Genomic DNA, 22,648 nt, shown 5'->3' with positions numbered 1-22,648 from the left:
ATTTGTATCTGAAAAATAGAAAATATTTTACATGAAAAATATTAAAAATGCTTTGTTTTATATAGGAGTAACTGGAGGGTTTACTGCGTTAATGGTTTGGATTGTTACTAAAGGAAAAACCTTAGAAATTGGCAGAAATATAGTTGCTAAATCCTCTAACGATAGTATGTTTGTTCAATTTTTGACTTCTCTAATTCATAATTTGCAGCATCCACTAGCAATTTTATTATTACAAATTATTACCATAATAATTGTTGCACGCTTTTTTGGATGGATCTTCCGAAAAATTGGGCAGCCATCCGTTATTGGTGAAATTATTGCTGGAATTTTTCTTGGGCCATCTATGGTTGGGATGTACTTTCCAGAATATTCTGCTATGCTTTTTCCAATAGATTCCTTAGGAAACCTTCAGTTTTTAAGTCAAATAGGTTTAATACTTTTCATGTTTGTGGTTGGAATGGAACTCGATTTGAAAGTTTTAAAAAACAGAGCAAATGAAGCTATTGTTATTAGCCATGCTAGTATTGTAATTCCGTTTACTTTGGGAATAGGTTTAGCCTACTTTGTATATTATCGATTTGCTCCTGAGGGAGTTCCTTTCTTATCGTTTGCCTTGTTTATGGGTATCGCAATGAGTATTACAGCCTTTCCAGTTCTAGCTAGAATTGTGCAAGAACGTGGCATTCATAAAACCAAATTAGGAGCAATAGTTATTACATGTGCTGCCGCCGATGATATTACCGCGTGGTGTATTCTTGCTGCAGTTATTGCTATTGTTAAGGCTGGAAGTTTTGCTAGTTCTATGTATATTATTTCGATGGCATTAGTTTATGTCTTACTGATGTTATTTGTGGTAAAACCATTTCTTAAGAAAATTGGAGATTTATTTGCAACTAGAGAAAACCTGAGCAAACCCGTAGTGGCTATCTTCTTAGTAACTTTAATTATATCTTCTTACATTACTGAAATAATAGGAATTCATGCTTTATTTGGTGCTTTTATGACGGGTGCCATTATGCCAGACATTACCAAAATTAGAAAAATTATAATTGAAAAAGTAGAAGATGTTGCGCTAATTTTATTACTGCCGTTGTTTTTTGTTTTCACAGGATTGCGAACCGAAATTGGGTTAATCAACGATGCTTATTTATGGCAAATTACCGGATTAATTATCTTGGTAGCAGTTGTTGGAAAGTTTTTTGGAAGTGCCTTGGCAGCAAAATTTGTTGGGCAAAACTGGAGGGATAGTTTAACCATTGGCGCCTTGATGAATACGAGAGGGTTAATGGAATTAATTGTATTAAATATTGGGTTAGATTTAAAAGTACTAACGCCGGAAGTATTTACCATGATGGTAATTATGGCTTTGGTTACTACTTTTATGACAGGACCGGCAATAGATCTTATTGATTTTATTTTTAATCGAAAGGTAAATTTTCTTCCAAAAGCGACAAATGATAATAGTAAGTTTAATATACTAATTTCCTTCGGAACAAACGAAAAAGGGAAGTCCTTACTTCGATTGGCAAATAGTTTTGTAAGAAAACAAAAAGAAAATTCTAATGTTACCGTGCTGCATTTATCTTTAAGTGACGAGGTGCATTCGTATAATTTGAAAGATTATGAAAAAGAAACTTTTGATCCTATTTTGTTGGAAGCAACGAATTTAAATCAAGAAGTTACGCCCATTTTTAAATCGACTTTAGATATAGAAAGTGACATTGCTGATATCGCTACTCGTGGGGAATTTGATTTGGTTTTAGTGGGATTAGGAAAATCAATTTTTGAAGGATCTCTTTTAGGAAAAGTACTTGGATTTACTACACGAATCATAAACCCGGAGCGACTTTTAGATAAATTTACAGGTAAAGAAGGTCTTTTTGAAAATTCGCCATTTGATGATAAAACCCGTTTACTAATTTCCAAAAGTAAAATGCCAATTGGAATTTTAGTCGATAAAGAACTAACCGAAATTAACGAAGTATTAGTGCCAATTTTCGGAATTGAAGATGCTTTTTTAATTGATTATGCTCAAAAACTTATTTACAACAACGACTCTAAAGTTACCGTTTTGGAAATTAACGATCAGGTGAAAAACAATTTCATCATTGAAAATGCAATAACAACTTTAGAAAATATTTATCCTAACTCTATATCCATTACTACTGAAGGAGAGATGAAAGCAGGCTTTTTGGCCAAGCAAGATTTGATGCTAATCTCTTTAGAAAGTTGGAAAAAATTGGTTGATGCGCAAAGCGTTTGGTTGAGTACCGTTCCTTCGGTGTTGATCATAAAACCGTAAGGTCTAAAATGCTGCTCAAAGTCCAGGCTTTAAGTAGCTTTAGAATATATATGTCATTTTTATTTTTTTTAAAGAATATATATGTTATTAATCTTTTTAAAAAGTAATCTTTTATAAAGATGGCTCAAAGTCGAGACTTTGCGCAGCGGGGGAACCAATCACATTTTGCATACAGCTCTCATTCAAAACAAATTTCTCATCAAAATCTTCTAATTTTCTCATAATAAATATATTTAATTGTTAATAATTCTATTTTAACGTAGGATAAATTTTATTTGTCTTCCAACTTTCATAATTTATTGATGGAAGCCCTATATTTCTTCTGTTTTCATTAATGACCTTTGTAGATGAATTTATTTTATTTTCAAAAGTGCCGTAATTTTGATTTTCTTTTCTATGCAACTTTAACCTATCAACCATGAATGCATACGTACTTGGGTCAGCTTTACCTTTACGAACATATTCAAATATTTTAGTTAAAAAGTATTGATTGTTTTTAGAGGTACTTGTATGATACAATATAGGATCAACTAAAACTTCTTTATCATCAATAGTGTAATTGCCAATTAAATCAATGTTTGGATAACCATAAGTGTCAAAAATCTTAATAATTTCAATCACATTTACAGAATCTGTAACTCTTCTCATATTAACTGTATTTGAATTCTTGTTTCCTATCCTGTACTTTTGGTCTTCTTCAACCAACATAACTATTTTTTTTCTTAGATCTAGATTGATTTTTTGGAGGTATAATTCTCTGTATAAATTATATTTTTTCTGTATATCTTTTTTAGAATCAAAGAATAAATTAAGAATAGAATCACTTTCAATCCAAATTTTGCTATATCCATACTGTGACATTAATTTAACAAAATCATTTTTTACTAAATTTTTCTTTAATATGATTTTAATCTTACAAAAAGTTTCATATTCATTAATTCTAAAGGTGTTTTTGGGTTGAAAAATGTTAAATAAGCTATCCAAAATTTTAAAACTTTTCTTATAATCTTTTATTATGTACAAACTATCGGCTTCATAAACCTTCAAATAATAAGGAATATAATTTACTTCTTTTTCAACTACATTTTTTTCAATTACTTGTCTATTTGATTTACAAGAAAAAACTAATATTAATAGCACGAACAAAATCAATCCAATTTTTTTCATATTTTATTTTCTCAAAATTAAGCCTTTGTCCTTTATTATCTTTCTCTTTTAATTTTTCTAAAAATGAATTTAAGAATAATTTTGTTTTACAAATATTATTTTTTTTTTTCAGCAGTACTAATCCTATAAGTTCTAAATAATACCTATTTCGTATAAAGTTGTTTTAAAAATAGTTGGTTATTTAAAAAAAATAGTTTTATTATTACAATCCCCAAACCTACTTAATATAGTAATCAATATGTAAAATGAAATTTTACTTATAAAAACATATGTAATATGAAGGATTTGGTTTTAAAAACGTTGCGTTCTATGCGAATTGAGAAAAACTATACCCAAGAAGACATCTCTATAGAACTCAATATATCACAAAGTTATTACGGGAGAATTGAAAATGGCAAAGCGGATCTTAATATAAGTAACCTTTATAAAATATTAATCATATTAGATACAGATTATATTGATTTCTTCTTACAAGTAAAAGCTAAAGAAGAAAAATAATTCAATTTTCAAGAAACAGATTCGTAAATTTTTTTACAATGAATTTCCTTAATTATAGCATCAACATCCGAAGTGGGTCACGCAAAAAATATTGCTAATCTAAATTTATTAAATTCCAACTTTATGGCACTTGGCATAATTTATTTCCCTAGCACAACCCCAAGCGAACGAAAACCAATACTTTCAGCAGTTTCAGATAATGTTAATAAATTACTTCCCTCTCTAGTTGTTTCCGATAACGTTCGTAATGTTTGAATATTTAAAACCTTGCCATAATACTTGGCAATGATTTTTAAACAAGTAGGACCGCAGTCTTTGGAGTCGGCTTGTTTGTAGGATGGGAAATTTTTCAAGTGAAATCTGTATCTTCAATAATCTCGTTAATAAAAAACTCAAGTTGTTCCCTTTCATAAACATTTGGGTATTCATATCCATTTATAAATATTGCAGGGGTATAATTAAAATTATTTTCTGTGCACCAATTTTCTAAACCTTTATAAATAGAATTAATTTTTATTTGTTCAATATTTTTATATTTATATTTTTTTAACCAATTAGTAAGATTTTTATTTGCAAACCATTCATTTAGTCTTTTACTAAATTCTTTTTCTCCATATTCAAAATAACTATTCAATAAACTTCTAAAAAACTCTTTTTCTTCATTTTTTAAATAATCAAAGCTGGTTTTTATTATTAATCGTACTTGTAAATTAAGAGTATTCCTTTCAATAATTCTATCAACGATTTTATGCACACCAGCACAATGTCCGCAAAACGGATTCGTTATTACGGTGATCATTATCTTACTATCCTGATTTCCTAAAATTATAGGAATATTTGGAAAATCAACTGTTTTTTTAGACAATAATGTGTTTTTAAAAAGTGAATAATTTCTTTGAAAACGGTTGGCCTTTAGTTGGTATTCTATTAACTCTTTTTGTTTAGTCAATAAAGATTTCAATGATTTCCATGTGTAAAAAATTATTATAAAAAGAAAACCAAAAAGAATAATATTTTTCAAAGTATAGTTACAACCAATATAATATAAAGAGCATAACTCTATGAAAACTAATGAAATTATCAATAAACAAATGGGACACCATTTTTTTTCAACGAATTTTTGAAAATATAAAGAAACAAATAGTAAGGGAACAGCCAACAAAAGCAATATTTTTTGGATACTAAAAAAATCTTGTGTTGTACTTGAAAAAATAGAAATAAGCAATCCTAATAATTGGCTACTAAAAAACACAATACTTAAATCACTAAAATTAAGATAGTCAAAAAGTTTCCATTTGTTAGATTTTACTATTTTTCACAACTTGTTGAATTAGTTAAATTACAAAAATTATTAATAATTTCAATTTTTGCTCCAAACAAATCTTTCAGTGCAGCAATTGAAAACAATACCCCCAAAGCTGGGAGCATTAAAAAAAGATTGGTGTAAAAATTACTTTTAAATACGTACAAAACAATGATTAGTAAACCTATTACAATATAAACATAATTAATTTTATGTTTTTCTTTAATCTCTTCATTATCTGTTTTTTCAATTAAAAAAACAACATCCAACCATTTTTCCTGCAACTCAAAATGAGTTATAGAAATTAGTTTCTTTTCTTTTAAAAACTGAAAAGAATTATTTTTTTTCTCTATAAAATATAGATTAGAATTGTTATTCTCTTCTTTTAAAAGTGCTATAAATCGATTTGGCAATAGTTCTATTTCATCAGTGGTAACTTCTAAAGCACCGTTTTCTATGTTAAAAAAAGTTAACGTATCTGAAATCGCCAATAATGAAGGATAATCGGGATGCGATTGAGCTTGAAAATCAAATTCACTTTTATCAATAGTCATCCTTTCCTTTTCTAAATATTGAAAAAGAAAATTAAAGTTTTTAAACATTTTGTGTTATTTGATTTTTTCTAAAATTTTTTCAAAAGAACTTGGTTCTTCTCTTGAAATGATTCGTCCTTTATCATCTATTAAAATAAATGTTGGATAAAATTCAACTTTTAATTTTTTTAATGTTAGGTTAAAAGGGCTTTCAGATTTTGGAATTATTGCCATTTTCCAATTCATGTTATGCTCTTTTATATAATTGACAACTTTTTCTTTTTTATTGTCAACAGCTACACTAACTATATTCAAGTTTTTAGAAAATTTTTGGTTTAGTTCTTTAAGTTTTGGTGTCATTGCCACACAAGGACCGCACCAAGTACCCCAAAACTCAAGTAAAGTATATTTCTTTTTCCCTACTATAGAATTTAATTTGAACGATTTATTCTGCAAATCATTAAATTCAAAATCACTTACATAATCTCCAACTTCATGTCCAAAATGGTTTCTTTTGCCAACATTTTTTAAATATAATTTTGATATATCTCTACTGATACTATCAATCATGTATTTATTATCATTAATTGTAATGGTATCTTTAATAGTTTCATTACCATAATATTTATGTGTGTATTGATTTTCGAAATAATCGCTGTTTTCATATTGCACTTCATTGGGTTTAACAGTTAATATGCCATAATCATTTCTATAACAATGGTATATAAAATCAATTTTCTTATTATCAACAGTTGCTTCTCCTTTCCAATAATCTCTAAATTTTAACACCGAAAAATATTCTCGTTCTTTTTTTGGATTTACTCCATCTGAAATTGAAAAACGGTTGTTTCTATCAGGATATATGATAAATTTTCTATCATATCTTTGAATATTTCCCTTATAACACCTTTCATAAGAATATTCACATAGGGGTTGCTTGTTTAGAACATCAATATGGTCTTCTGGATTGTTTCTAAAATTGATGCCGTATTCATATTTTATATCATCACTGAAATCTTTATTTCTATTAACATCAGCAATCATAAACTGTTGGTCTTTATAGAAACCAATAACAATGATTAGAGTAGATTTTAGTTTAATTTTTGAGTTATTTAAAGTATCTTTAAACTTATACGACTGATACCAATCTTCATCTTCTTGACTTAAATCTCTTAATTTGTGAAAATCTTCATATATAAATCGGTCGTCTATACAGCAATGGAATGATATGGAATCATTTTGAGGTATTCCTCTGTAATTATCTTTTAAATATTGAGTGTATTTTGGATGAGAATTAAAACTGGATATTTTGACAGAAGTATAATAATAATCACTATCTATAAAGAACTCATCATCAAATGATTTGTGAACCATATCTACCACTAAATCATTTTTAGATTGCTGTCTTAATTTAGGAACGACCTGATAACTAACTAAAGGAAGTATAATAAGTAGAAAGACTATTTTTTTCATGTTAATTTATTTAACAATTAGTTTTTATAATATGCTCAAACTTTAAATTTAAGCATATTATAAAGATATTTTTTTTTTAAGAAGTACCGCAACTAAACGACCAATCTGTTGAGGTTCCCCATTGATTTGAACAAAATGTTGGGCGACATTCTGGTGGCTTACCATTTTGGCATAACTTAGCTGGTGATTGAACTCTACAATCGTTTCCGCAAGAATGAAATCCAGAATCAAAGTATTTGATCGAACCAGCAATCACATTTCTCATTTCATTTCTTGAAAGAGCATTTTCAAAGTTTTTTAATGTTCCCATTATTATAAAATTTAGTTAAAAAAATTTTATAAAACCATCCTAATATCATTTTTTTATTCCCTCGTGCACTAGTTTTTATAAGAATGAATATAAGAATTATTTTATTTTACAAATTTTAATTACTTTTTTCAGTAATACTAATCCAATAAGTTCTAAATAATACCTATTTCGTATAAAGTTGTATTAAAAATATTTTGTTATTTTCAAAAATATTTTTATCTTATGTAACCAAATCTTTAAAAATAGTAATCAATAAGTAAAATGAAATTTTACTTATAAAAAATATGTAATATGAAGGATTTGGTTTTAAAAACGTTGCGTTCTATGCGAATTGAGAAAAACTATACCCAAGAAGACATCTCTATAGAACTCAATATATCACAAAGTTATTACGGGAGAATTGAAAATGGCAAAGCGGATCTTAATATAAGTAACCTTTATAAAATATTAATCATATTAGATACAGATTATATTGATTTCTTCTTACAAGTAAAAGCTAAAGAAGAAAAATAATTCAATTTTCAAGAATACTGATTCATAATTATTACATTATTTACGTTGCAGTAGATGATAGTGAAATCAGACCTAAAGAGTTTAAAACCCTAAATCCAATACATAAGAAATCTTTAAAGCCAAGTTGTCTTCCAGTTTTGGCAAACCATAAGGGCCATATCTAAAGAAAAAAGTAAGTCCGAAACCTTTATAAATGGAGTTGGCTTCAACACCACTTTCTAGAAATCCTTTTTCCAGAGTTTTATATTCCAATCCAACATGTTGTTGTGGTTGGTCCATAGTTCCAATTGCCATTCTAGTAACCACCGAAATTAGAGGTTTAATTTTATAGGCTAATTTCACTTTGTTGAAAGTGTGTTTGGCTTGAAAAGTAATATATTTACTAGAGAAAAATTCATTGAAATACATCGTTTCAAAACTGTTTTTACCTGCAAAAGTGATTCTTTTTAGCATGGAATCTTTATTCAAGTTATTTGGTGCAATACTATAAAGATGCGTTAACGGAATGTCGCCAAGTGCTAAACCTCCTTGTAAAATTAACGATGTCGTTTGCCCGGATAAAAACGGAATTTCATGTACAATTCGCAAATCAATTTTGGTAAAATCAAAATCACTTCCCATAATGTTGGCAAACGATTTGGTAAACTGAAACGATATTTTAGGATGTTTTTTATCAATTTCTAGTCTTCCTGTGGAGGTTTGCATATAATCGCTAAACGGATTCCATTGGATAGCAAATTGCAAAGTAGTACTATTGAAATTAGTGTATTCTTTGTCTTTTGCTAAAAATTTATAATCAAATAACGGATTGATTTCCGTTTTTGCAATAGCAAAATAAGTATCCGTTTTTGCAAAACACTTACTTTCTATAAAGGCAGAAAACATTTTATAATTATAAAATGTAGAAATATTTATAGGTCTTGGATCGTAAATTTTAAATCGTTTATTTTCAGTTGCAAACTGAATTTGCCCAATTTCTTTAAGATCATTAGAATAAGATGCACTTACCCAAGTGTTTTTTTCTTTGTTTAGCAAGTAGGACGGAGTAATACTATATTTTAGTTTATCGTCTTTAAAAGCATAGGCTACATAGCCACTAAACTTGTATTTATCCGATAATTTATTGTTAGTTACACCACCAATTCCTAATCGGAAACCTTCAAAATTATTATATTTTATTATCGATTTTAAATCAACATCAATTATGTTTACTGGATAATATCCGTTAAAAATTTTACGTCCAAGAAAGATTTTATGTTCAATTTTTCCTGCTTCCGATAAACTATCCAAACTTACATAAGTAGGAATTTTTCTAATATCTAAAGAATCCTTTTGGAAATTCACCCAATAGGAATCCGGTTTAGACCTACTTGTTTCTGGAACATCAATTTTAATAGCCGGATTTTTAAAAAGTACTTCGCGATTTATTTTAATATCAAAAGGAGTGGACTCTAATTTTAAATAACATTGATCGGATATGTCGTTGCTCATTCCATCTAACCCAGAATTGAATTTAATGGTGTTTCCAAGAATGTTTAAATCTTCGGCATTGTTCCCTTTTACCACCATAATTTTCCGTTTTTCGGGAAACCAAAGGGAATTTTCTTTCAAATAGTTAAAGGTATAGTGTGCATTAATATTGGCAATTCCGTAAATTCTAAAAAAAGCTTTGCACAAGGCATTACTTTGGGCATCAATATAAAGTAAGCCGCGTAACCTATTGGAGTTTAATTTTTTTGGCTGAAAATAAATGCGATAAGCGGTTCGTCCTTGAATTGTAACAGTGTCAATTATTTTAAAAACATACAGTTTTCTACCATAATTGGAAATAGGATTGTGTATGGAAACGCCAAGAATATCTAATTTGTTTTCGTAAAGTGAGTACGACATTAAATTTAAACCTAAATATTCATACAAAGGTTTTTTAAACCCTGCCATTCTTGATGCCAGAACCGTTTCTTTGGTGCCAAAATGATTGTACTGAATAAGATTTACCTTTTCGGTTTGGTACAGGTGTTGCTTCTCGGAAAAACGTTTAAACTTAAAATTAGTGGAGTCGAGTTTGATTTTTTTTCTACCAAAAAAACTTTTCTTAATAATCGTATCTATTTTTTCTGAAATAGAATCGGTGTTGGCGGAAACTAATAAATGTTCGTAATTTTTATATTCAAAAGTGGTAAGTGCTTTTTCTGGTTGGTTTTTTGGTTTGCCTTCAATTACATTTTTGATAATGGTATTGACTTGGTTTTCTGAAAAAATTTCTTTTTCTTTCAAAGAATTGTTGGTAACCATTTTGATTAAAAGAAATTTTACACCAACCGTTTGGTAGTAACTTTTATCGTAATATCCTTTATAGGTAAACTGAATAGGCTTGGAATCTTCTTGAATTTCAATACTAAATTTCCCTTCCCAATTAGAACTAATGGTTTTATTATTGTAAGTTATATTTGCGAAAGCTATGGGTACAGTGGTGTCGTAATCTATAATTTGACCTTGCATTGTTTTTTGAGAAAAAACTAAAGAACAACTAAAAAAAGACAGTAAAATCCAAAAATTTTTCATCCAGAGGATTTGATTTTGAAATAGAAAATTATAATTGGTACAAATGTAGTAATAAAAAAATCCGTGCCATAAAAGGAACGGATTTTAATATAGATTTAACGAAGTTAGACTTTCATTATTTCGGCTTCTTTATGCGCTAGATGCTCTTCAATTTTTTTGATAAAAGCATCGGTTAGTTTTTGAATATCTTCTTCTGCTTTTTTACATAAATCTTCCGAAGTCCCCTCTTTTTCTAATTTTTTAATATCCGAATTAGCGTCTTTTCTGTGGTTTCTAATTCCAATTTTAGCATCTTCCGATTCTTGTTTTGCTTGTTTTACTAAATCTCTTCGACGTTCTTCCGTTAATGGTGGCACACTAATAATTACTATATCACCATTATTCATTGGATTGAAACCAAGATTGGCAATCATAATTGCTTTTTCTATTGGGTGCAACATGCTTTTTTCATACGGCTGGATGGTAATTGTTCTGGCATCTGGCACGGTAACATTTGCAATTTGCGAAAGAGGTGTTTGTGATCCATAATAATCAACAAAAACACTTCCTAGCATTTGTGGCGATGCTTTACCAGCACGAATGTTTAAAAAAGATTTTTCTAAGTGGTCTACAGAACCATTCATGGCTTCTTTAGTGCCATCAATTATAAATTCAATTTCTTCCATTTTATTCTATGTTTGATATTAAGTTTATAGTTTGCATAACAATGAACAACAAACAATAAACCATTAACTAAATATTTACTACTGTTCCTACGTTTTCTCCTTCACAAATTTTTAAAAGATTGCCTTTTTTATTCATATCAAATACAACGATAGGTAATTTATTTTCTTGGCTTAAGGTAAATGCGGTAGTATCCATTACATTCAATCCTTTTTTTAATACGTCTTCAAAAGAAATATAGTCGAATTTAGTTGCGCTTGTGTCTTTTTCTGGATCTGAAGTATAAATTCCGTCTACTCGAGTTCCTTTTAAAATAACATCGGCATGAACCTCTACACCTCGCAATACCGCTGCAGTATCGGTTGTGAAATATGGGTTACCTGTTCCAGCTCCAAAAATAACTACTCTTCCTTTTTCAAGGTGGCGTACCGCTCTTCTTTTAATATAAGGCTCTGCAATGGCTTCAATTTTCAAAGCAGTTTGCAATCTAGTTAATATCCCTTTGTCTTCCAATGCGCCTTGCAAAGCCATCCCGTTAATAACGGTAGCTAGCATTCCCATATAGTCGCCTTGCACTCTGTCCATTCCGTTACTTGCGCCAGCAACCCCTCTAAAAATATTTCCACCACCAATAACAATTGCAATTTCCACCCCTTTGTCATGAATTTGTTTTATTTCATCTGCATATTCCGACAGAATTTTAGGGTCTATACCATATTGTCTTTCGCCCATTAATGCTTCACCACTTAATTTTAGAAGAATTCTTTTGTATTTCATTGCAGTTTTTTGGTGTTTGAAAAAGTTTTATTTACTCTTTTGGTGTTGTATTTATTAATTTATGATGCAAATATAAACATTTCCTTTTTTTATTTATAGGCAAATTATCAAGTTGTGTAACATTTCTTACAGTTATAATTTTATTGTAATTGTATATTTGCCCCAGAAACAAATAATTTACTATGAATTCGATACTAAATACGAGCATTGCCAAAAGCAGTTCTTATCAACAATACAGAAATCTTATTGCCAAATTAGCGCAAGACGGACAAACTTCTGGAACTAATATTAATCCAGATTATATCCATTATACTAAGTTAAATGAATCGCGCATGCATCGTTTAGACAAGACTTTAGAAGTGATTGAGGATGTGAAATTATTTTTAGAAAACTTATCTAAAGAGTATATTTGGTTAGTACTTGCCGAGAGCTGGTGTGGGGATGCTGCACAAATTCTTCCAGTTATTAATAAAATGGCTGAAGTTTCGGATAAAATTGATTTGCGAATTGTTCTTCGTGATGCAAATGAAGATTTGATGAATTTGTTTTTAACCGATGGCACTAAGTCGATTCCTAAATTGATTATTATAGATATAGTATCGGGAGCAGTTGTTGGTGATTTTGGCCCAAGACCAAAACCTGCAAAACAGTTGATTTTAGATTACAAAGCGACTCATGGAGTTGTGGATGAAGCAGCAAAAATTGAATTGCAAAAATGGTATTTAGCGGATAAAGGAGTTGCTATTCAGCAGGAGATTGTAGCGTTACTAAAGTAATATTATATTTTTACTTTCCGCACTTGCCTTATGATTCTTGGTGATCTGCTTCCGTGAAAAGCTCTTAGAACTTCTATTCTGTTTGCACGAATTCTATAAATTATTAGATAGGAACCTAAAATAATATTTCTATATATCTTGGTTTTGGTTTCCAAATGTCGGCATTCAGGATGAAGAAGGTATTGGGTTTGAAGTTTTCCAATATAAGAGTAAATTTCATCAATAAAACTAACTGCAAGTCTTTCTCCGAAAGTTGACTCTCCATATTCGTAAATGTCTAAAACATCAATAGTATCAAATAATTTAGAAGTGACTACTTCTTTCTTTGCAATCTCCATTCTTTAAACCTTTTTTCAGATTCTTCTAAACTTATAAATTCACCTGCTTCTGCTTCTTTTATCAAAGAAACAAAGTCTTCTTGCAACATCGGTTTACCTGGGGTGGCTAAGTTTTTTGGTTTTTGTTTTGCAGTTTTCATAATGACTTAAATTTAAACGTATTGTAAAAGTAAGAAAAAAAGAAATTAAAAAAAATCTAGAAAACGATTTTCTGAAGTTTTATAATAAAAATTATTTCAAAACTCCAACTTCAGGAGCTGAATCTACTGCTTTTACAATCTTTTTTCCGGTTAATTTAGCATTCGCAGCAGTAAGACGTTCTTTTACCTCATCGTACATTTTTTTATATTCTTTAATGTCTGATGCGTAATATTGGGTACTTTTGGCAAAAGTCAAACTATCAATTTTATATTTATTTTTAATGAATTCGGTTGGCTTTAAATAATTTTGAACCGAAGAATTTTGAGTTCTTGCAGCTTCCAAAATGGCTAAATCATATATAATATTTACCATTTTATCTTTTTCAATAAGATTTTTTGGTTTAGGAACAATCTCTTCTTTACAACTAGTAGCTCCAAAAAAAAGAACAGTAAAAAGTAAAACAAATTTTTTCATAGTATAAATTATCTATCAAAAAGCAATCTTTTAGCTGCTTTTAGCTCTTTAACTTTAGCATTTTCATAAACTAATTGCCCGTTTACAAAAGTATGAGATATCCTGGATTTAAAATTAGTTCCTTCAAAAGGAGACCATCCACAATGGTACAAAATATTGGCTTTGTTAACGCTCCATGGTTTAGACGGATTTACAATTGCCAAATCGGCATAAAATCCTTCTTTGATAAATCCTCTTTTTTCAATTTTAAAGATAATCGCAGGATTATGACACATTTTTTCTACGATTTTTTCTACTGATATTTTACCTTGATGGTAGGCTTCAAATAGAGCTACAACAGCATGTTGCACTAATGGTCCGCCCGAAGGAGCGCTGCTATAGTGTTGAGATTTTTCTTCTAAAGTATGGGGCGCATGATCGGTTGCTATCACATCAATAGTGTCATTAAGCAATGCAATCCATAAAGCATCTCTATCAGCAGCAGTTTTTACAGCAGGATTCCATTTGATGAAATTCCCTTTAGTAGCATAATCATCATTGGTAAACCAAAGGTGGTGTATGCAAACTTCAGCAGTAATTTGTTTTTCGGCTAACGGAATTTTATTTGAAAAAAGCTCCATTTCTTTGGCAGTAGAAAGATGGAAAACATGTAATCTAGCACCTGTTTTTTTAGCAAGCGCAATAGCTTTGGAAGAAGATATATAACAAGCCTCTTCACTTCGAATTAAATGATGCGCTGTAACTGGAATATCGTCTCCAAATTCGGCTGTATATTTTTCTAAATTTGCTTTAATTGTTCCTTCGTCTTCACAATGAACAGCTATTAGCATTTTGGTACTAGAGAATATTTTTTCTAGCGCTTCTTCATTATCCACCAACATATTTCCAGTTGAAGAACCTAAAAATAATTTTATTCCTGCAACATTTTTCGGATTGGTTTTTAAAATTTCCTCCAAATTATCATTAGTACCTCCCATCATAAACGAATAATTGGCATACGAACTTTTGGAAGCTATTTCATATTTTTGCTCCAATAATTCTTGAGTAATAGCATTCGGAACTGTATTGGGTTGTTCTATAAATGAGGTAATTCCGCCAGCAACGGCAGCTCTACTTTCGGAAGCAATAGTGCCTTTGTGGGTTAATCCCGGTTCGCGAAAATGCACTTGGTCATCAATGGCACCCGGAATTAAAAAATTTCCTTCGGCATCAATAACTTTGCAATTTGAACTTTTATGGCTAATACTTTGGGCTATTTCTTTAATAAATTCGCCTTCAATTAAAACATCCCCTTCAAAAATTCGCCCTTCATTTACAATCTTCGCATTCTTTATTAAAATGGTATTCATGATTTATTTTTCTTCTTTCCAAGTCCATGTTATAGGAACTTACGAATTTTATTATAGATTATTAAACATTTTTTTTATGCGTAAAGTCAAAACTCCAAATATGGCTTCCTTAATAATGGAACCACTCATTTTAGATTGTCCTTTGGTTCTATCGGTAAAAATAACAGGTACTTCTTGTATGTTGAAATGTTTAGAAAATGCTCTGTATTTCATTTCAATTTGAAAAGCATATCCAATAAACTTTATCTTATCTAAATTGATGCTTTCTAGAACTTTTCTGCTGTAGCAAATAAAGCCCGCTGTAGCATCCATGATTTTCATTCCTGTGATCATTCGTACATAAACCGAAGCAAAGTACGAAAGTAAAACCCTGCTCAAAGGCCAGTTTACTACGTTTACTCCTGTAACATAACGCGAACCTATTGCTAAATCGGCACCTCCAAAATGGCAAGCATCATATAACCGTTCTAAATCGATAGGGTTGTGCGAAAAATCGGCATCCATTTCAAAAACGAATTCATAATTTCGAGCCAGAGCCCATTTAAATCCGTGAACATATGCAGTACCTAAACCCGCTTTTTTTTCTCGTTGCTCTAAAAACAAATTAGCTGAAAATTCTTTTTGAAGTTCTTTTACCTTGTCGGCTGTTTTGTCTGGCGAATTATCATCCACAATAAGAACATGAAATGGTTTATTTAAAGAAAAAACTGCTCGCGCAACGCTTTCTATATTTTCAATTTCGTTATAGGTAGGGATAATTACAAGGCCACAATTCATATTTACAGTAAAAAAGTTCATGCAAAAATACTCATTTTATATTATCTTAACTCTTAATAAAATTATAATAGTAAAGGAAGAAATAAATTTAGTAATTTTGCTACCAATGATAGCGCAACAATTACATCAAAGAGTTATAGAAAATAAAGACTGGGCAACACTTGTTTTCTTGCTTTCATTGGTCTTAATTGCTATTGCAAAGTCAGCTTTCGAATCTCGTTTCAACGATTTCTTTAGATTGATTGTTTCTAATAAATACACCAAAATTTACAGAGAAAGTTCTCATTTAATGAGTGGATTTAATTTGTTGCTATTCGTAGTTAACTTAATATCCCTATCTTTTTTTATACAATTAATATTTTTTCATTTAGGATTGGGAGCTAAAACAGATTGGGTATTATTCCTGCGAATATTCACTTTATTAACAGTTTTCATACTTTCAAAATTCTTATTTGAAAAAATAATTGCTACTATTTTTGGTATTGAAGAGATTGCAGAACAGTTTAATTTACAAAAAGTTACGTTTAGAACCTATTTAGGACTATTATTACTCCCTGTTTCCATAATTCTTTTTTATACTAATTTTATTGCATATTCAGCAATACTTGTTATTATTGTTATTTTATTAACAATAAATTTACTTACTTATTTTATTTCTTTAAAAATTTATCAAAATATAATATTATCCAAGTTGTTTTATTTTATTTTGTATCTTTGCGCACTTGAAATAGCTCCTTATTATTTCATTTATTATTTGATTACAAAAAACTAGAGCACAACATGTCAAACTTGAAAGTAAGAACGATTTTGGTATCACAACCAGAGCCAAAAGTAGAGAATTCCCCTTATTTTGATTTACAACAAAAGCATAAGGTGAAAATAGATTTTCGCTCATTTATTCATGTAGAAGGTGTAAGCGCAAAAGATGTTAGAGCTCAGAAAATAGACCTTAATAATTTTACGGCTATTATTTTAACTAGTAAAAACGCAGTGGATCATTTCTTTAAAGTTGCTGAGGAAATGCGATATAAAGTTCCGGAAGACTTAAGATATTTTTGCCAATCGGAAGCAATTGCTTTTTATTTACAGAAATATGTAGTTTATAGAAAACGTAAGATTTACGTTGGACAAAAAGATTTTGCTGATATGGCACCTCTTTTTAAAAAATATAAAGACGAAAAATTTTTATTACCTGCTTCCGACCAGTTGAATGCAGACGCACCAACCACCTTAAACAACTTGAAAATCGATTGGACTCCAGCTATTTTTTACAAAACAGTTATGAGTGATTTATCGGATTTGGCTAATGTTTATTATGATGTTTTAGCATTCTTTAGTCCTACTGGAATTAAATCGTTGTTTAAAAATTTCCCAGATTTCAAACAAAATGAAACTCGAATTGCAGTTTTTGGAAGCACTACTCAAAAAGAAGCTTTAGAACATGGATTACGAATTGATATTCTTGCTCCAACACCAGAAACACCATCAATGACTATGGCGTTAGAACGTTATGTAGCAGAAGCCAACAAAGGAAAGTAAATTAAAAATTTCTAAATATTGAAATCCCAAATTCACTCCGAAGTATCGGAAGAATTTGGGATTTTTTGCTTATCAATTAATATATTGTGCAATTTCTCTATTCGTTTAATGCTCTATCTGAATGCTAATTTCACAAAAGCCAAAACCTGTATAGCCCCGATTGCAGTGGAAATCCTGGCATTGCGTTACCGTTTAGTGTTATTAAATTGCTTCGTTCCTCGCAATGACAGATTGCAACGTAAAGCGGGAATGACGTTTATTAAAATGCCTTCACTTTCGCTCCTAAAAAAAACTTAGAACCCTAGAATATCAGCCCTTTAGTACCTTAATTAGAAGTCACTAATTTATCCGGATTGTAGCCAATATAAGGCATTGCGGTTTCGTGGAAAATTACTCCAAATTCTTCTAATTCTTTTAAAATAGGCTCGTAAACTTCTTTGCGAATGGGCAGTTGCACGCCTGGGGTTTTAATATTTCCGTTTAGGATTTGCAGGGTAGCAATAGCAACTGGTAAGCCCACAGTCTTAGCCATGGCGGTGTAGGTTTGGTCATCGCCTATGCATACCATTTTGGAATCGATTTGGTATTGTTGCCCTTGTATTTCGTAGCCAAATTTATGGTACATGACAATCATGTCTTTGTCTTTGGGTTGCAAGGTCCAACTATCGTTAAGGATGCGCTCTAAAATTTGTGCAGGAGTTGCATTTTTTAGTCCAACTATTTTGTTGGAGTTGAATAAATCGAGTTCTAATAGTTTGTCCCACATGATGTCGTCTTGCTCGATATTTAGGGCCATACGAGTTTTAATTTCTACAGAATCGGTAGGGTGGTAAGGCAAAAAAGAATTGGTGAATTCGCGGAAACTCATGTTTTCGGAGTTCTCCATAGTATAGGTATCGTCGGTCATGCCTAGTTGCACGAACATGTTCCAAGCCTTAGAAAAACCAACTCTTCGGATGGTGCCTCGATAAAGCGTAAGAGCATCGTCTAGACCATATACGCTGCGGTATTTTAAGGAATCTCTATTGGCGTAACCTTCAAATTTTCCGTAACCTTCTACCATTAAAAATTCGGTTCTTCGGAATAGTTTGGTGTAAGGGATGTATTTGTATTTTCCTTCTTGAATGAATTTGGCTGCGCCACCTTGACCTGCAAGAACTACGTTTCTTGGTGCCCAAGTGAATTTGTAGTTCCAAAGATTGTTGTCGCTTTCGGGTGCTACTAGTCCGCCACAAAAAGATTCGAAAAGTATTATTTTGCCGCCTTTTTCTCGTATCTCTTCAATTACTTTCATGGCGCTCATGTGATCGATACCAGGATCTAGACCAATTTCATTCATGAAAATTAGTCCGTTTTCTTTGGCGGCAGCATCTAATTCTTGCATGGCATCCGAAACATAAGAAGCCGTAACCATGTGTTTTTTGTATAGGATGCAGTCTTTGGCAACTTCAATGTGCAAATGTGCCGGAAGCATCGAAATTACAATGTCGGCTTTGGCAATTTCGGTATGGCGTTGCGATTCGTTAGTAATATCTAAAGCAATTGCAGTAGCATTAGGATGGTTATTGGTTTTTCGTTGCGCTAGTTCTAATGAAATATCGGCAATGGTAAGATGCAGATTTTCTTGTGTGGATTTATTTAAAAGGTATTGTATAAGGGAGGATGCCGAGCGTCCGGCACCTATGATTAGTATATTTCTCATAATTTGTTTGTAAATGGATTACAAATTTAGGAATTTGTAATGATTTGACACTCTTTTTTGACAAAAACAAAAAGCCCACGTAAAATGGGCTTTGGTGTTTGTTGAGAGCAGAATTACTCTAAACCTTCTAGATCTTTAATGTCTTCTTTTTTAGATTCTACTTTTTGTTGTTCCAATTGGGTGTCTTCTGCAACTTTATCTTTTATTAAAAAGGTTTTTCCTAACACTACTAATGCGCAGATATAGGTAACGATGAAAAGTATCTTGGTGAATTTTCGTTGCGCAACATCGGATTTTTTAAAAGTTAAGAAAATAAAAAACAATGCCAAACCTATAGGCGCAAGAGCTAAAGTATCTAAAGGCAAAACCGAAAAAATAATACTAACAATGGTTAAGACGATGGCAATAATTAATAAAGTTTTTCTCATGATTATATTCCGGTTGCTGAGGTTAATGCTAATTGACCGGTGCCAACAGGAATGCTAAATTTCATTAAAACCGGTACTTTTTTAGCATCGGCAGTTAAGTAAATTAGGTTTTTATCTTTCCCTTTTAGGACGTCGGTTTTGGCACCTATGGAAAGTTTATAACAATTTTTAGAACCTAAATTTCCAGCAGAAACGGTTTCGGTTCCTAATAATTTTACGGTTACTGGGATTTGTTTTTCATCAAAAACAGCCACAAAAGATTGCGATTGACCTGTTTTCATTTTGGCAATATCCATAGTTCTTAATTTATACATCAAGGAAACTACGTCTTGTGTGGAGCTGCCAACAGAAAAGGTTTTTGTGGTTTCGGGACTGTTTTTTCTTTTAGAATTACTCGTTACCGAATTACCTTTAAAAGTATATTTTTCTTTCTTAGTCCAGCCGCCTTCGTCAATACTTCGTTTGTAAAGACTAGGTTTTAAAGATATTGGATCTACATACGATTCGTAGGAATCTCTTATTTTGAAGAACTTATCCCATTTCGCATAAGTGGCTAATTCACAGTTAAGGTGCAAATAGGAATTTTTGGAGGTGTTCACCATTTCCGTTGAAAGGGTGACTTGGGCTAATTGGGTCATTAATCCGCTCATATTATAGGAGCCAACAAATATTAATTTTTCTCCTGAAGGAATTCCAGTAGTGTTTTCTGTTTTAAAAGAACAAAAAATCAAAATTAGTGCTAGTGAAAATAACGTTTTTTTCATAATCAATAAATTTAAATGCAAATATAAAAGTTTAAAATTGTTTAATCTAAAAGAAAACATAAAAGTCCTTTCGCAATTGATAGATAACTGATAAATTTGTTAAAAATTATACCCTATCCAAAAATGAATAACAAAATACTATCTACAGCAGCTTTTTTCGGAATGACCTCTATAGTTTTAGGCGCTTTTGGTGCGCATGCCTTGAAACAAGTATTAACCGCAGATCAATTAATAACTTTTGAAACCGGAGTTAAATACCAAATGTACCACGCTTTGTTTTTGTTATTTTTAGGATTAAACACTCATTTGTCTACTAAAGTTAAGAAAACTATCTTAGTTTTAACCATTTTAGGAGTAATTTTCTTTTCAGGGTCTATTTATTTGTTGGCTACCGATAGCTTGAACGCCTTTAATTTTAAGGCAATTGGCTTTGTAACTCCAATTGGAGGGTTGTTATTAATTAGTGCTTGGAGCATCTTAATGATTCAATTTTTAAAGAAAAAAGCATAATTAACTTATTAACTATAACGTTGTAATGATAATTTTTTTTACCTTTGTCCCCTAATTACTAATTGCAATACAACACATTTTTATGGATAATTACACTCCAGTTACGAAATCGATTTCGTTAGAAAAATACGGAATACGAAATGCACAAGAAATTATTTACAATCCTTCTTTTGAATTTTTATACAAAGAAGAATTAAATCCAAACTTAATAGGCTATGAGAGAGGTCAATTGACAGAACTTGGAGCCGTAAATGTTATGACTGGCGAGTTTACCGGTCGTTCTCCAAAAGATAAATATATTGTTAAAGACAGCATTACCGAAAATACGGTTTGGTGGAATTCTGAAAAAGCTGTTAACGACAACAAGCCTATTTCACAAACTACTTGGGATGCTTTAAAAGCAACCACAGCTGAACAACTTTCAGGAAAACGATTGTTTGTGGTAGATGCCTTTTGCGGTGCTAATGAAAATAGCCGATTAAAAGTTCGTTTTATTATGGAGGTGGCTTGGCAAGCACATTTTGTAAAAAATATGTTTATTCGTCCATCGGAAGAAGAGTTAGAAAATTTTGGTGAGCCCGATTTTGTTGTTATGAATGGTTCTAAAACTAGTTTTAAAGAATATAAAGATCACGGATTAAATTCGGAAGTGTATGTTGCCTTTAATCTTACCGAAAAAATGCAATTAATTGGTGGTACTTGGTATGGTGGTGAGATGAAAAAAGGGTTGTTCTCTATGATGAATTACTACTTGCCGTTACAAGGAATTGCTTCAATGCACTGTTCGGCTAATAAAGGTGCCGATGGTGATGTTGCTATTTTCTTCGGATTATCTGGAACAGGAAAAACCACTTTATCTACCGATCCAAAAAGAGAACTAATTGGAGACGACGAACACGGATGGGATAACGATGGCGTATTTAATTTTGAAGGAGGCTGTTATGCTAAAACCATTGATTTAAGTAAAGAAAACGAACCCGATATTTACGGTGCAATTACTAAAGACGCTTTATTAGAAAACGTTACGGTTGATGCCAATGGAAAAATTGATTTTAAAGATGGATCGGTTACGCAAAACACGAGAGTTTCCTATCCAATAAACCATATTCACAATATTGTGAAACCAGTTTCTAAAGCGGGTCATGCTACAAAAGTTATCTTTTTAACTGCAGATGCCTTTGGAGTAATTCCTCCAGTTTCTAAATTAACTCCAGAGCAAACTAAATATTATTTTCTTTCCGGATTTACGGCTAAATTAGCAGGGACCGAAAGAGGAGTAACCCAACCAGAGCCAACTTTTTCGGCTTGTTTTGGAAAAGCATTCCTTTCTTTGCATCCAACACAATACGGGCAAGAATTAGTTAAGAAAATGGAAGAACACCACGCTACTGCCTATATGGTTAACACGGGCTGGAACGGAACCGGAAAACGTATTTCTATTAAAGATACCCGTGCCATTATCGATGCTATATTAGATGGCTCTATTGAAAAAGCTGCAACAAAAACAATTCCAGTTTTTAATTTTGTGGTTCCAACTGCTTTGCATGATGTAAATCCTGCAATTTTAGACCCAAGGGATACGTATGCAGATGTTGCCGAATGGAACACCAAAGCAACAGATTTAGCAGGAAGATTCATTAAAAATTTCGTTCAATATACCCATAATGCTGAAGGTGAAAATCTAGTTCAAGCTGGACCTAAATTATAATACACAAACAAACTATACCTAAACGGAAAGAGTTCGGCAGT

General features: G+C 31.1%; 24 protein-coding genes and 1 pseudogene. 8 read left to right on the top strand and 17 right to left on the bottom strand.

Features of this window, described 5'->3' with window-relative positions; genetic code table 11:
- Positions 1-31: 31 nt before the first annotated feature.
- The gene (locus ACIQ2J_RS11855; protein ID WP_396170043.1) at positions 32-2,302 is read left to right on the top strand and encodes a cation:proton antiporter; all 2,271 of its coding nucleotides are present in this window, start codon (positions 32-34) and stop codon (positions 2,300-2,302) included.
- Between the two features lie 249 nt (positions 2,303-2,551).
- Here the strand turns inward: ACIQ2J_RS11855 and ACIQ2J_RS11850 are convergent, their stop codons facing one another.
- Positions 2,552-3,469 carry a hypothetical protein gene (locus ACIQ2J_RS11850; protein ID WP_396170041.1) on the bottom strand — a complete coding sequence of 306 codons (918 nt, stop codon included), beginning with the start codon at positions 3,467-3,469 and terminating at the stop codon, positions 2,552-2,554.
- A 276-nt stretch (positions 3,470-3,745) separates the two neighbouring features.
- Between ACIQ2J_RS11850 and ACIQ2J_RS11845 the strand changes: the two genes are divergently transcribed.
- A complete protein-coding gene (locus ACIQ2J_RS11845; protein WP_396170030.1) occupies positions 3,746-3,967 on the top strand; it encodes a helix-turn-helix transcriptional regulator in 222 nt (73 codons plus the stop codon).
- Positions 3,968-4,122: 155 nt separating this feature from the next.
- On the opposite strand, the pseudogene ACIQ2J_RS11840 reads toward ACIQ2J_RS11845, so the two are convergent.
- The 5 genes and pseudogenes from ACIQ2J_RS11840 to ACIQ2J_RS11820 all read right to left on the bottom strand — a co-directional run.
- Positions 4,123-4,320 (bottom strand): annotated as a pseudogene (locus ACIQ2J_RS11840) (cysteine peptidase family C39 domain-containing protein); the annotation flags it as partial.
- Positions 4,317-4,988 (bottom strand): thioredoxin domain-containing protein, encoded by a 672-nt coding sequence (locus ACIQ2J_RS11835; protein WP_396170039.1) that lies wholly within the window; start codon positions 4,986-4,988, stop codon positions 4,317-4,319. The gene ACIQ2J_RS11835 and the pseudogene ACIQ2J_RS11840, both read right to left, overlap by 4 nt.
- Positions 4,989-5,275: 287 nt before the next feature.
- Positions 5,276-5,872, bottom strand: a complete 597-nt coding sequence (locus tag ACIQ2J_RS11830; RefSeq protein ID WP_396170037.1) for a hypothetical protein — start codon at positions 5,870-5,872, stop codon at positions 5,276-5,278.
- A gap of 6 nt (positions 5,873-5,878) precedes the next feature.
- Positions 5,879-7,276, bottom strand: a complete 1,398-nt coding sequence (locus ACIQ2J_RS11825; RefSeq protein ID WP_396170034.1) for a TlpA family protein disulfide reductase — start codon at positions 7,274-7,276, stop codon at positions 5,879-5,881.
- A gap of 76 nt (positions 7,277-7,352) precedes the next feature.
- Positions 7,353-7,586: a hypothetical protein gene (locus ACIQ2J_RS11820; protein WP_396170032.1), complete on the bottom strand. Its 234-nt coding sequence runs from the start codon at positions 7,584-7,586 to the stop codon at positions 7,353-7,355.
- 291 nt (positions 7,587-7,877) lie between these two features.
- Between ACIQ2J_RS11820 and ACIQ2J_RS11815 the strand changes: the two genes are divergently transcribed.
- Positions 7,878-8,099 (top strand): helix-turn-helix transcriptional regulator, encoded by a 222-nt coding sequence (locus ACIQ2J_RS11815; protein ID WP_396170030.1) that lies wholly within the window; start codon positions 7,878-7,880, stop codon positions 8,097-8,099.
- A gap of 81 nt (positions 8,100-8,180) precedes the next feature.
- Here the strand turns inward: ACIQ2J_RS11815 and ACIQ2J_RS11810 are convergent, their stop codons facing one another.
- From ACIQ2J_RS11810 to pyrH, 3 genes are all read right to left on the bottom strand, one after another.
- Complete coding sequence (locus tag ACIQ2J_RS11810; protein ID WP_396170028.1) at positions 8,181-10,661, bottom strand: DUF5686 family protein; 2,481 nt, start codon at positions 10,659-10,661, stop codon at positions 8,181-8,183.
- Between the two features lie 104 nt (positions 10,662-10,765).
- A complete protein-coding gene (frr, locus tag ACIQ2J_RS11805; RefSeq protein ID WP_396170024.1) occupies positions 10,766-11,326 on the bottom strand; it encodes a ribosome recycling factor in 561 nt (186 codons plus the stop codon).
- Positions 11,327-11,393: 67 nt separating this feature from the next.
- On the bottom strand, positions 11,394-12,101 hold the full coding sequence (gene pyrH, locus ACIQ2J_RS11800; protein WP_396170022.1) for a UMP kinase: 708 nt from the start codon (positions 12,099-12,101) through the stop codon (positions 11,394-11,396).
- 182 nt (positions 12,102-12,283) lie between these two features.
- Between pyrH and ACIQ2J_RS11795 the strand changes: the two genes are divergently transcribed.
- Positions 12,284-12,877 carry a thioredoxin family protein gene (locus ACIQ2J_RS11795; protein WP_396170020.1) on the top strand — a complete coding sequence of 198 codons (594 nt, stop codon included), beginning with the start codon at positions 12,284-12,286 and terminating at the stop codon, positions 12,875-12,877.
- Between the two features lie 2 nt (positions 12,878-12,879).
- Here ACIQ2J_RS11795 and ACIQ2J_RS11790 read toward each other — a convergent pair whose 3' ends face one another.
- The 5 genes from ACIQ2J_RS11790 to ACIQ2J_RS11770 all read right to left on the bottom strand — a co-directional run bounded on the left by ACIQ2J_RS11790 (position 12,880) and on the right by ACIQ2J_RS11770 (position 15,956).
- On the bottom strand, positions 12,880-13,215 hold the full coding sequence (locus tag ACIQ2J_RS11790) for a type II toxin-antitoxin system RelE/ParE family toxin (protein ID WP_396170017.1): 336 nt from the start codon (positions 13,213-13,215) through the stop codon (positions 12,880-12,882).
- A complete protein-coding gene (locus ACIQ2J_RS11785; protein ID WP_396170015.1) occupies positions 13,191-13,355 on the bottom strand; it encodes a hypothetical protein in 165 nt (54 codons plus the stop codon). The genes ACIQ2J_RS11790 and ACIQ2J_RS11785 overlap by 25 nt, the downstream gene beginning before the upstream one ends.
- A 91-nt stretch (positions 13,356-13,446) precedes the next feature.
- The gene (locus ACIQ2J_RS11780; RefSeq protein ID WP_396170013.1) at positions 13,447-13,830 is read right to left on the bottom strand and encodes a DUF4296 domain-containing protein; all 384 of its coding nucleotides are present in this window, start codon (positions 13,828-13,830) and stop codon (positions 13,447-13,449) included.
- 8 nt (positions 13,831-13,838) lie between these two features.
- Complete coding sequence (locus ACIQ2J_RS11775) at positions 13,839-15,179, bottom strand: dihydroorotase (protein ID WP_396170010.1); 1,341 nt, start codon at positions 15,177-15,179, stop codon at positions 13,839-13,841.
- 51 nt (positions 15,180-15,230) lie between these two features.
- Entirely contained in the window at positions 15,231-15,956 is a 726-nt protein-coding gene (locus ACIQ2J_RS11770) for a polyprenol monophosphomannose synthase (RefSeq protein ID WP_396170008.1), read from the bottom strand.
- A 106-nt stretch (positions 15,957-16,062) separates the two neighbouring features.
- Between ACIQ2J_RS11770 and ACIQ2J_RS11765 the strand changes: the two genes are divergently transcribed.
- Positions 16,063-16,728 (top strand): DUF4271 domain-containing protein, encoded by a 666-nt coding sequence (locus ACIQ2J_RS11765; RefSeq protein WP_396170006.1) that lies wholly within the window; start codon positions 16,063-16,065, stop codon positions 16,726-16,728.
- Between the two features lie 17 nt (positions 16,729-16,745).
- Positions 16,746-17,495 carry a uroporphyrinogen-III synthase gene (locus ACIQ2J_RS11760; RefSeq protein WP_396170056.1) on the top strand — a complete coding sequence of 250 codons (750 nt, stop codon included), beginning with the start codon at positions 16,746-16,748 and terminating at the stop codon, positions 17,493-17,495.
- Between the two features lie 325 nt (positions 17,496-17,820).
- On the opposite strand, the gene ACIQ2J_RS11755 is transcribed toward ACIQ2J_RS11760, so the two are convergent.
- The 3 genes from ACIQ2J_RS11755 to ACIQ2J_RS11745 form a co-directional block, all read right to left on the bottom strand.
- Positions 17,821-19,197 carry a saccharopine dehydrogenase family protein gene (locus ACIQ2J_RS11755; protein ID WP_396170003.1) on the bottom strand — a complete coding sequence of 459 codons (1,377 nt, stop codon included), beginning with the start codon at positions 19,195-19,197 and terminating at the stop codon, positions 17,821-17,823.
- A gap of 113 nt (positions 19,198-19,310) precedes the next feature.
- On the bottom strand, positions 19,311-19,625 hold the full coding sequence (locus tag ACIQ2J_RS11750) for a hypothetical protein (RefSeq protein WP_396170001.1): 315 nt from the start codon (positions 19,623-19,625) through the stop codon (positions 19,311-19,313).
- A gap of 2 nt (positions 19,626-19,627) precedes the next feature.
- Entirely contained in the window at positions 19,628-20,389 is a 762-nt protein-coding gene (locus tag ACIQ2J_RS11745) for a DUF3108 domain-containing protein (protein ID WP_396169999.1), read from the bottom strand.
- Between the two features lie 123 nt (positions 20,390-20,512).
- On the opposite strand from ACIQ2J_RS11745, the gene ACIQ2J_RS11740 reads away from it, so the two are divergent.
- A complete protein-coding gene (locus ACIQ2J_RS11740; protein WP_396169997.1) occupies positions 20,513-20,899 on the top strand; it encodes a DUF423 domain-containing protein in 387 nt (128 codons plus the stop codon).
- An 82-nt stretch (positions 20,900-20,981) separates the two neighbouring features.
- Positions 20,982-22,607, top strand: coding sequence for a phosphoenolpyruvate carboxykinase (ATP) (pckA, locus tag ACIQ2J_RS11735; protein ID WP_396169995.1), 1,626 nt, complete (start codon positions 20,982-20,984; stop codon positions 22,605-22,607).
- Positions 22,608-22,648 lie beyond the last annotated feature (41 nt).

This window comes from Flavobacterium sp. (assembly GCF_044357305.1).
Taxonomy (GTDB): Bacteria; Bacteroidota; Bacteroidia; order Flavobacteriales; family Flavobacteriaceae; genus Flavobacterium.
The sequence above is the reverse complement of the archived record's forward strand: the minus strand, read 5'-3'. Positions and strand labels throughout refer to the sequence as shown.

Excerpts from the sequence above, each read along its gene's own strand:
- ACIQ2J_RS11855 (WP_396170043.1), top strand. The coding sequence starts at position 32 with ATGAAAAATATTAAAAATGCTTTGTTTTATATAGGAGTAACTGGAGGG.
- ACIQ2J_RS11850 (WP_396170041.1), bottom strand. The coding sequence starts at position 3,469 with ATGAAAAAAATTGGATTGATTTTGTTCGTGCTATTAATATTAGTTTTT.
- ACIQ2J_RS11845 (WP_396170030.1), top strand. The coding sequence starts at position 3,746 with ATGAAGGATTTGGTTTTAAAAACGTTGCGTTCTATGCGAATTGAGAAA.
- ACIQ2J_RS11830 (WP_396170037.1), bottom strand. The coding sequence starts at position 5,872 with ATGTTTAAAAACTTTAATTTTCTTTTTCAATATTTAGAAAAGGAAAGG.
- ACIQ2J_RS11825 (WP_396170034.1), bottom strand. The coding sequence starts at position 7,276 with ATGAAAAAAATAGTCTTTCTACTTATTATACTTCCTTTAGTTAGTTAT.
- ACIQ2J_RS11820 (WP_396170032.1), bottom strand. The coding sequence starts at position 7,586 with ATGGGAACATTAAAAAACTTTGAAAATGCTCTTTCAAGAAATGAAATG.
- ACIQ2J_RS11815 (WP_396170030.1), top strand. The coding sequence starts at position 7,878 with ATGAAGGATTTGGTTTTAAAAACGTTGCGTTCTATGCGAATTGAGAAA.
- ACIQ2J_RS11810 (WP_396170028.1), bottom strand. The coding sequence starts at position 10,661 with ATGAAAAATTTTTGGATTTTACTGTCTTTTTTTAGTTGTTCTTTAGTT.
- frr (WP_396170024.1), bottom strand. The coding sequence starts at position 11,326 with ATGGAAGAAATTGAATTTATAATTGATGGCACTAAAGAAGCCATGAAT.
- pyrH (WP_396170022.1), bottom strand. The coding sequence starts at position 12,101 with ATGAAATACAAAAGAATTCTTCTAAAATTAAGTGGTGAAGCATTAATG.
- ACIQ2J_RS11795 (WP_396170020.1), top strand. The coding sequence starts at position 12,284 with ATGAATTCGATACTAAATACGAGCATTGCCAAAAGCAGTTCTTATCAA.
- ACIQ2J_RS11790 (WP_396170017.1), bottom strand. The coding sequence starts at position 13,215 with ATGGAGATTGCAAAGAAAGAAGTAGTCACTTCTAAATTATTTGATACT.
- ACIQ2J_RS11785 (WP_396170015.1), bottom strand. The coding sequence starts at position 13,355 with ATGAAAACTGCAAAACAAAAACCAAAAAACTTAGCCACCCCAGGTAAA.
- ACIQ2J_RS11780 (WP_396170013.1), bottom strand. The coding sequence starts at position 13,830 with ATGAAAAAATTTGTTTTACTTTTTACTGTTCTTTTTTTTGGAGCTACT.
- ACIQ2J_RS11775 (WP_396170010.1), bottom strand. The coding sequence starts at position 15,179 with ATGAATACCATTTTAATAAAGAATGCGAAGATTGTAAATGAAGGGCGA.
- ACIQ2J_RS11770 (WP_396170008.1), bottom strand. The coding sequence starts at position 15,956 with ATGAATTGTGGCCTTGTAATTATCCCTACCTATAACGAAATTGAAAAT.
- ACIQ2J_RS11765 (WP_396170006.1), top strand. The coding sequence starts at position 16,063 with ATGATAGCGCAACAATTACATCAAAGAGTTATAGAAAATAAAGACTGG.
- ACIQ2J_RS11755 (WP_396170003.1), bottom strand. The coding sequence starts at position 19,197 with ATGAGAAATATACTAATCATAGGTGCCGGACGCTCGGCATCCTCCCTT.
- ACIQ2J_RS11750 (WP_396170001.1), bottom strand. The coding sequence starts at position 19,625 with ATGAGAAAAACTTTATTAATTATTGCCATCGTCTTAACCATTGTTAGT.
- ACIQ2J_RS11745 (WP_396169999.1), bottom strand. The coding sequence starts at position 20,389 with ATGAAAAAAACGTTATTTTCACTAGCACTAATTTTGATTTTTTGTTCT.
- ACIQ2J_RS11740 (WP_396169997.1), top strand. The coding sequence starts at position 20,513 with ATGAATAACAAAATACTATCTACAGCAGCTTTTTTCGGAATGACCTCT.
- pckA (WP_396169995.1), top strand. The coding sequence starts at position 20,982 with ATGGATAATTACACTCCAGTTACGAAATCGATTTCGTTAGAAAAATAC.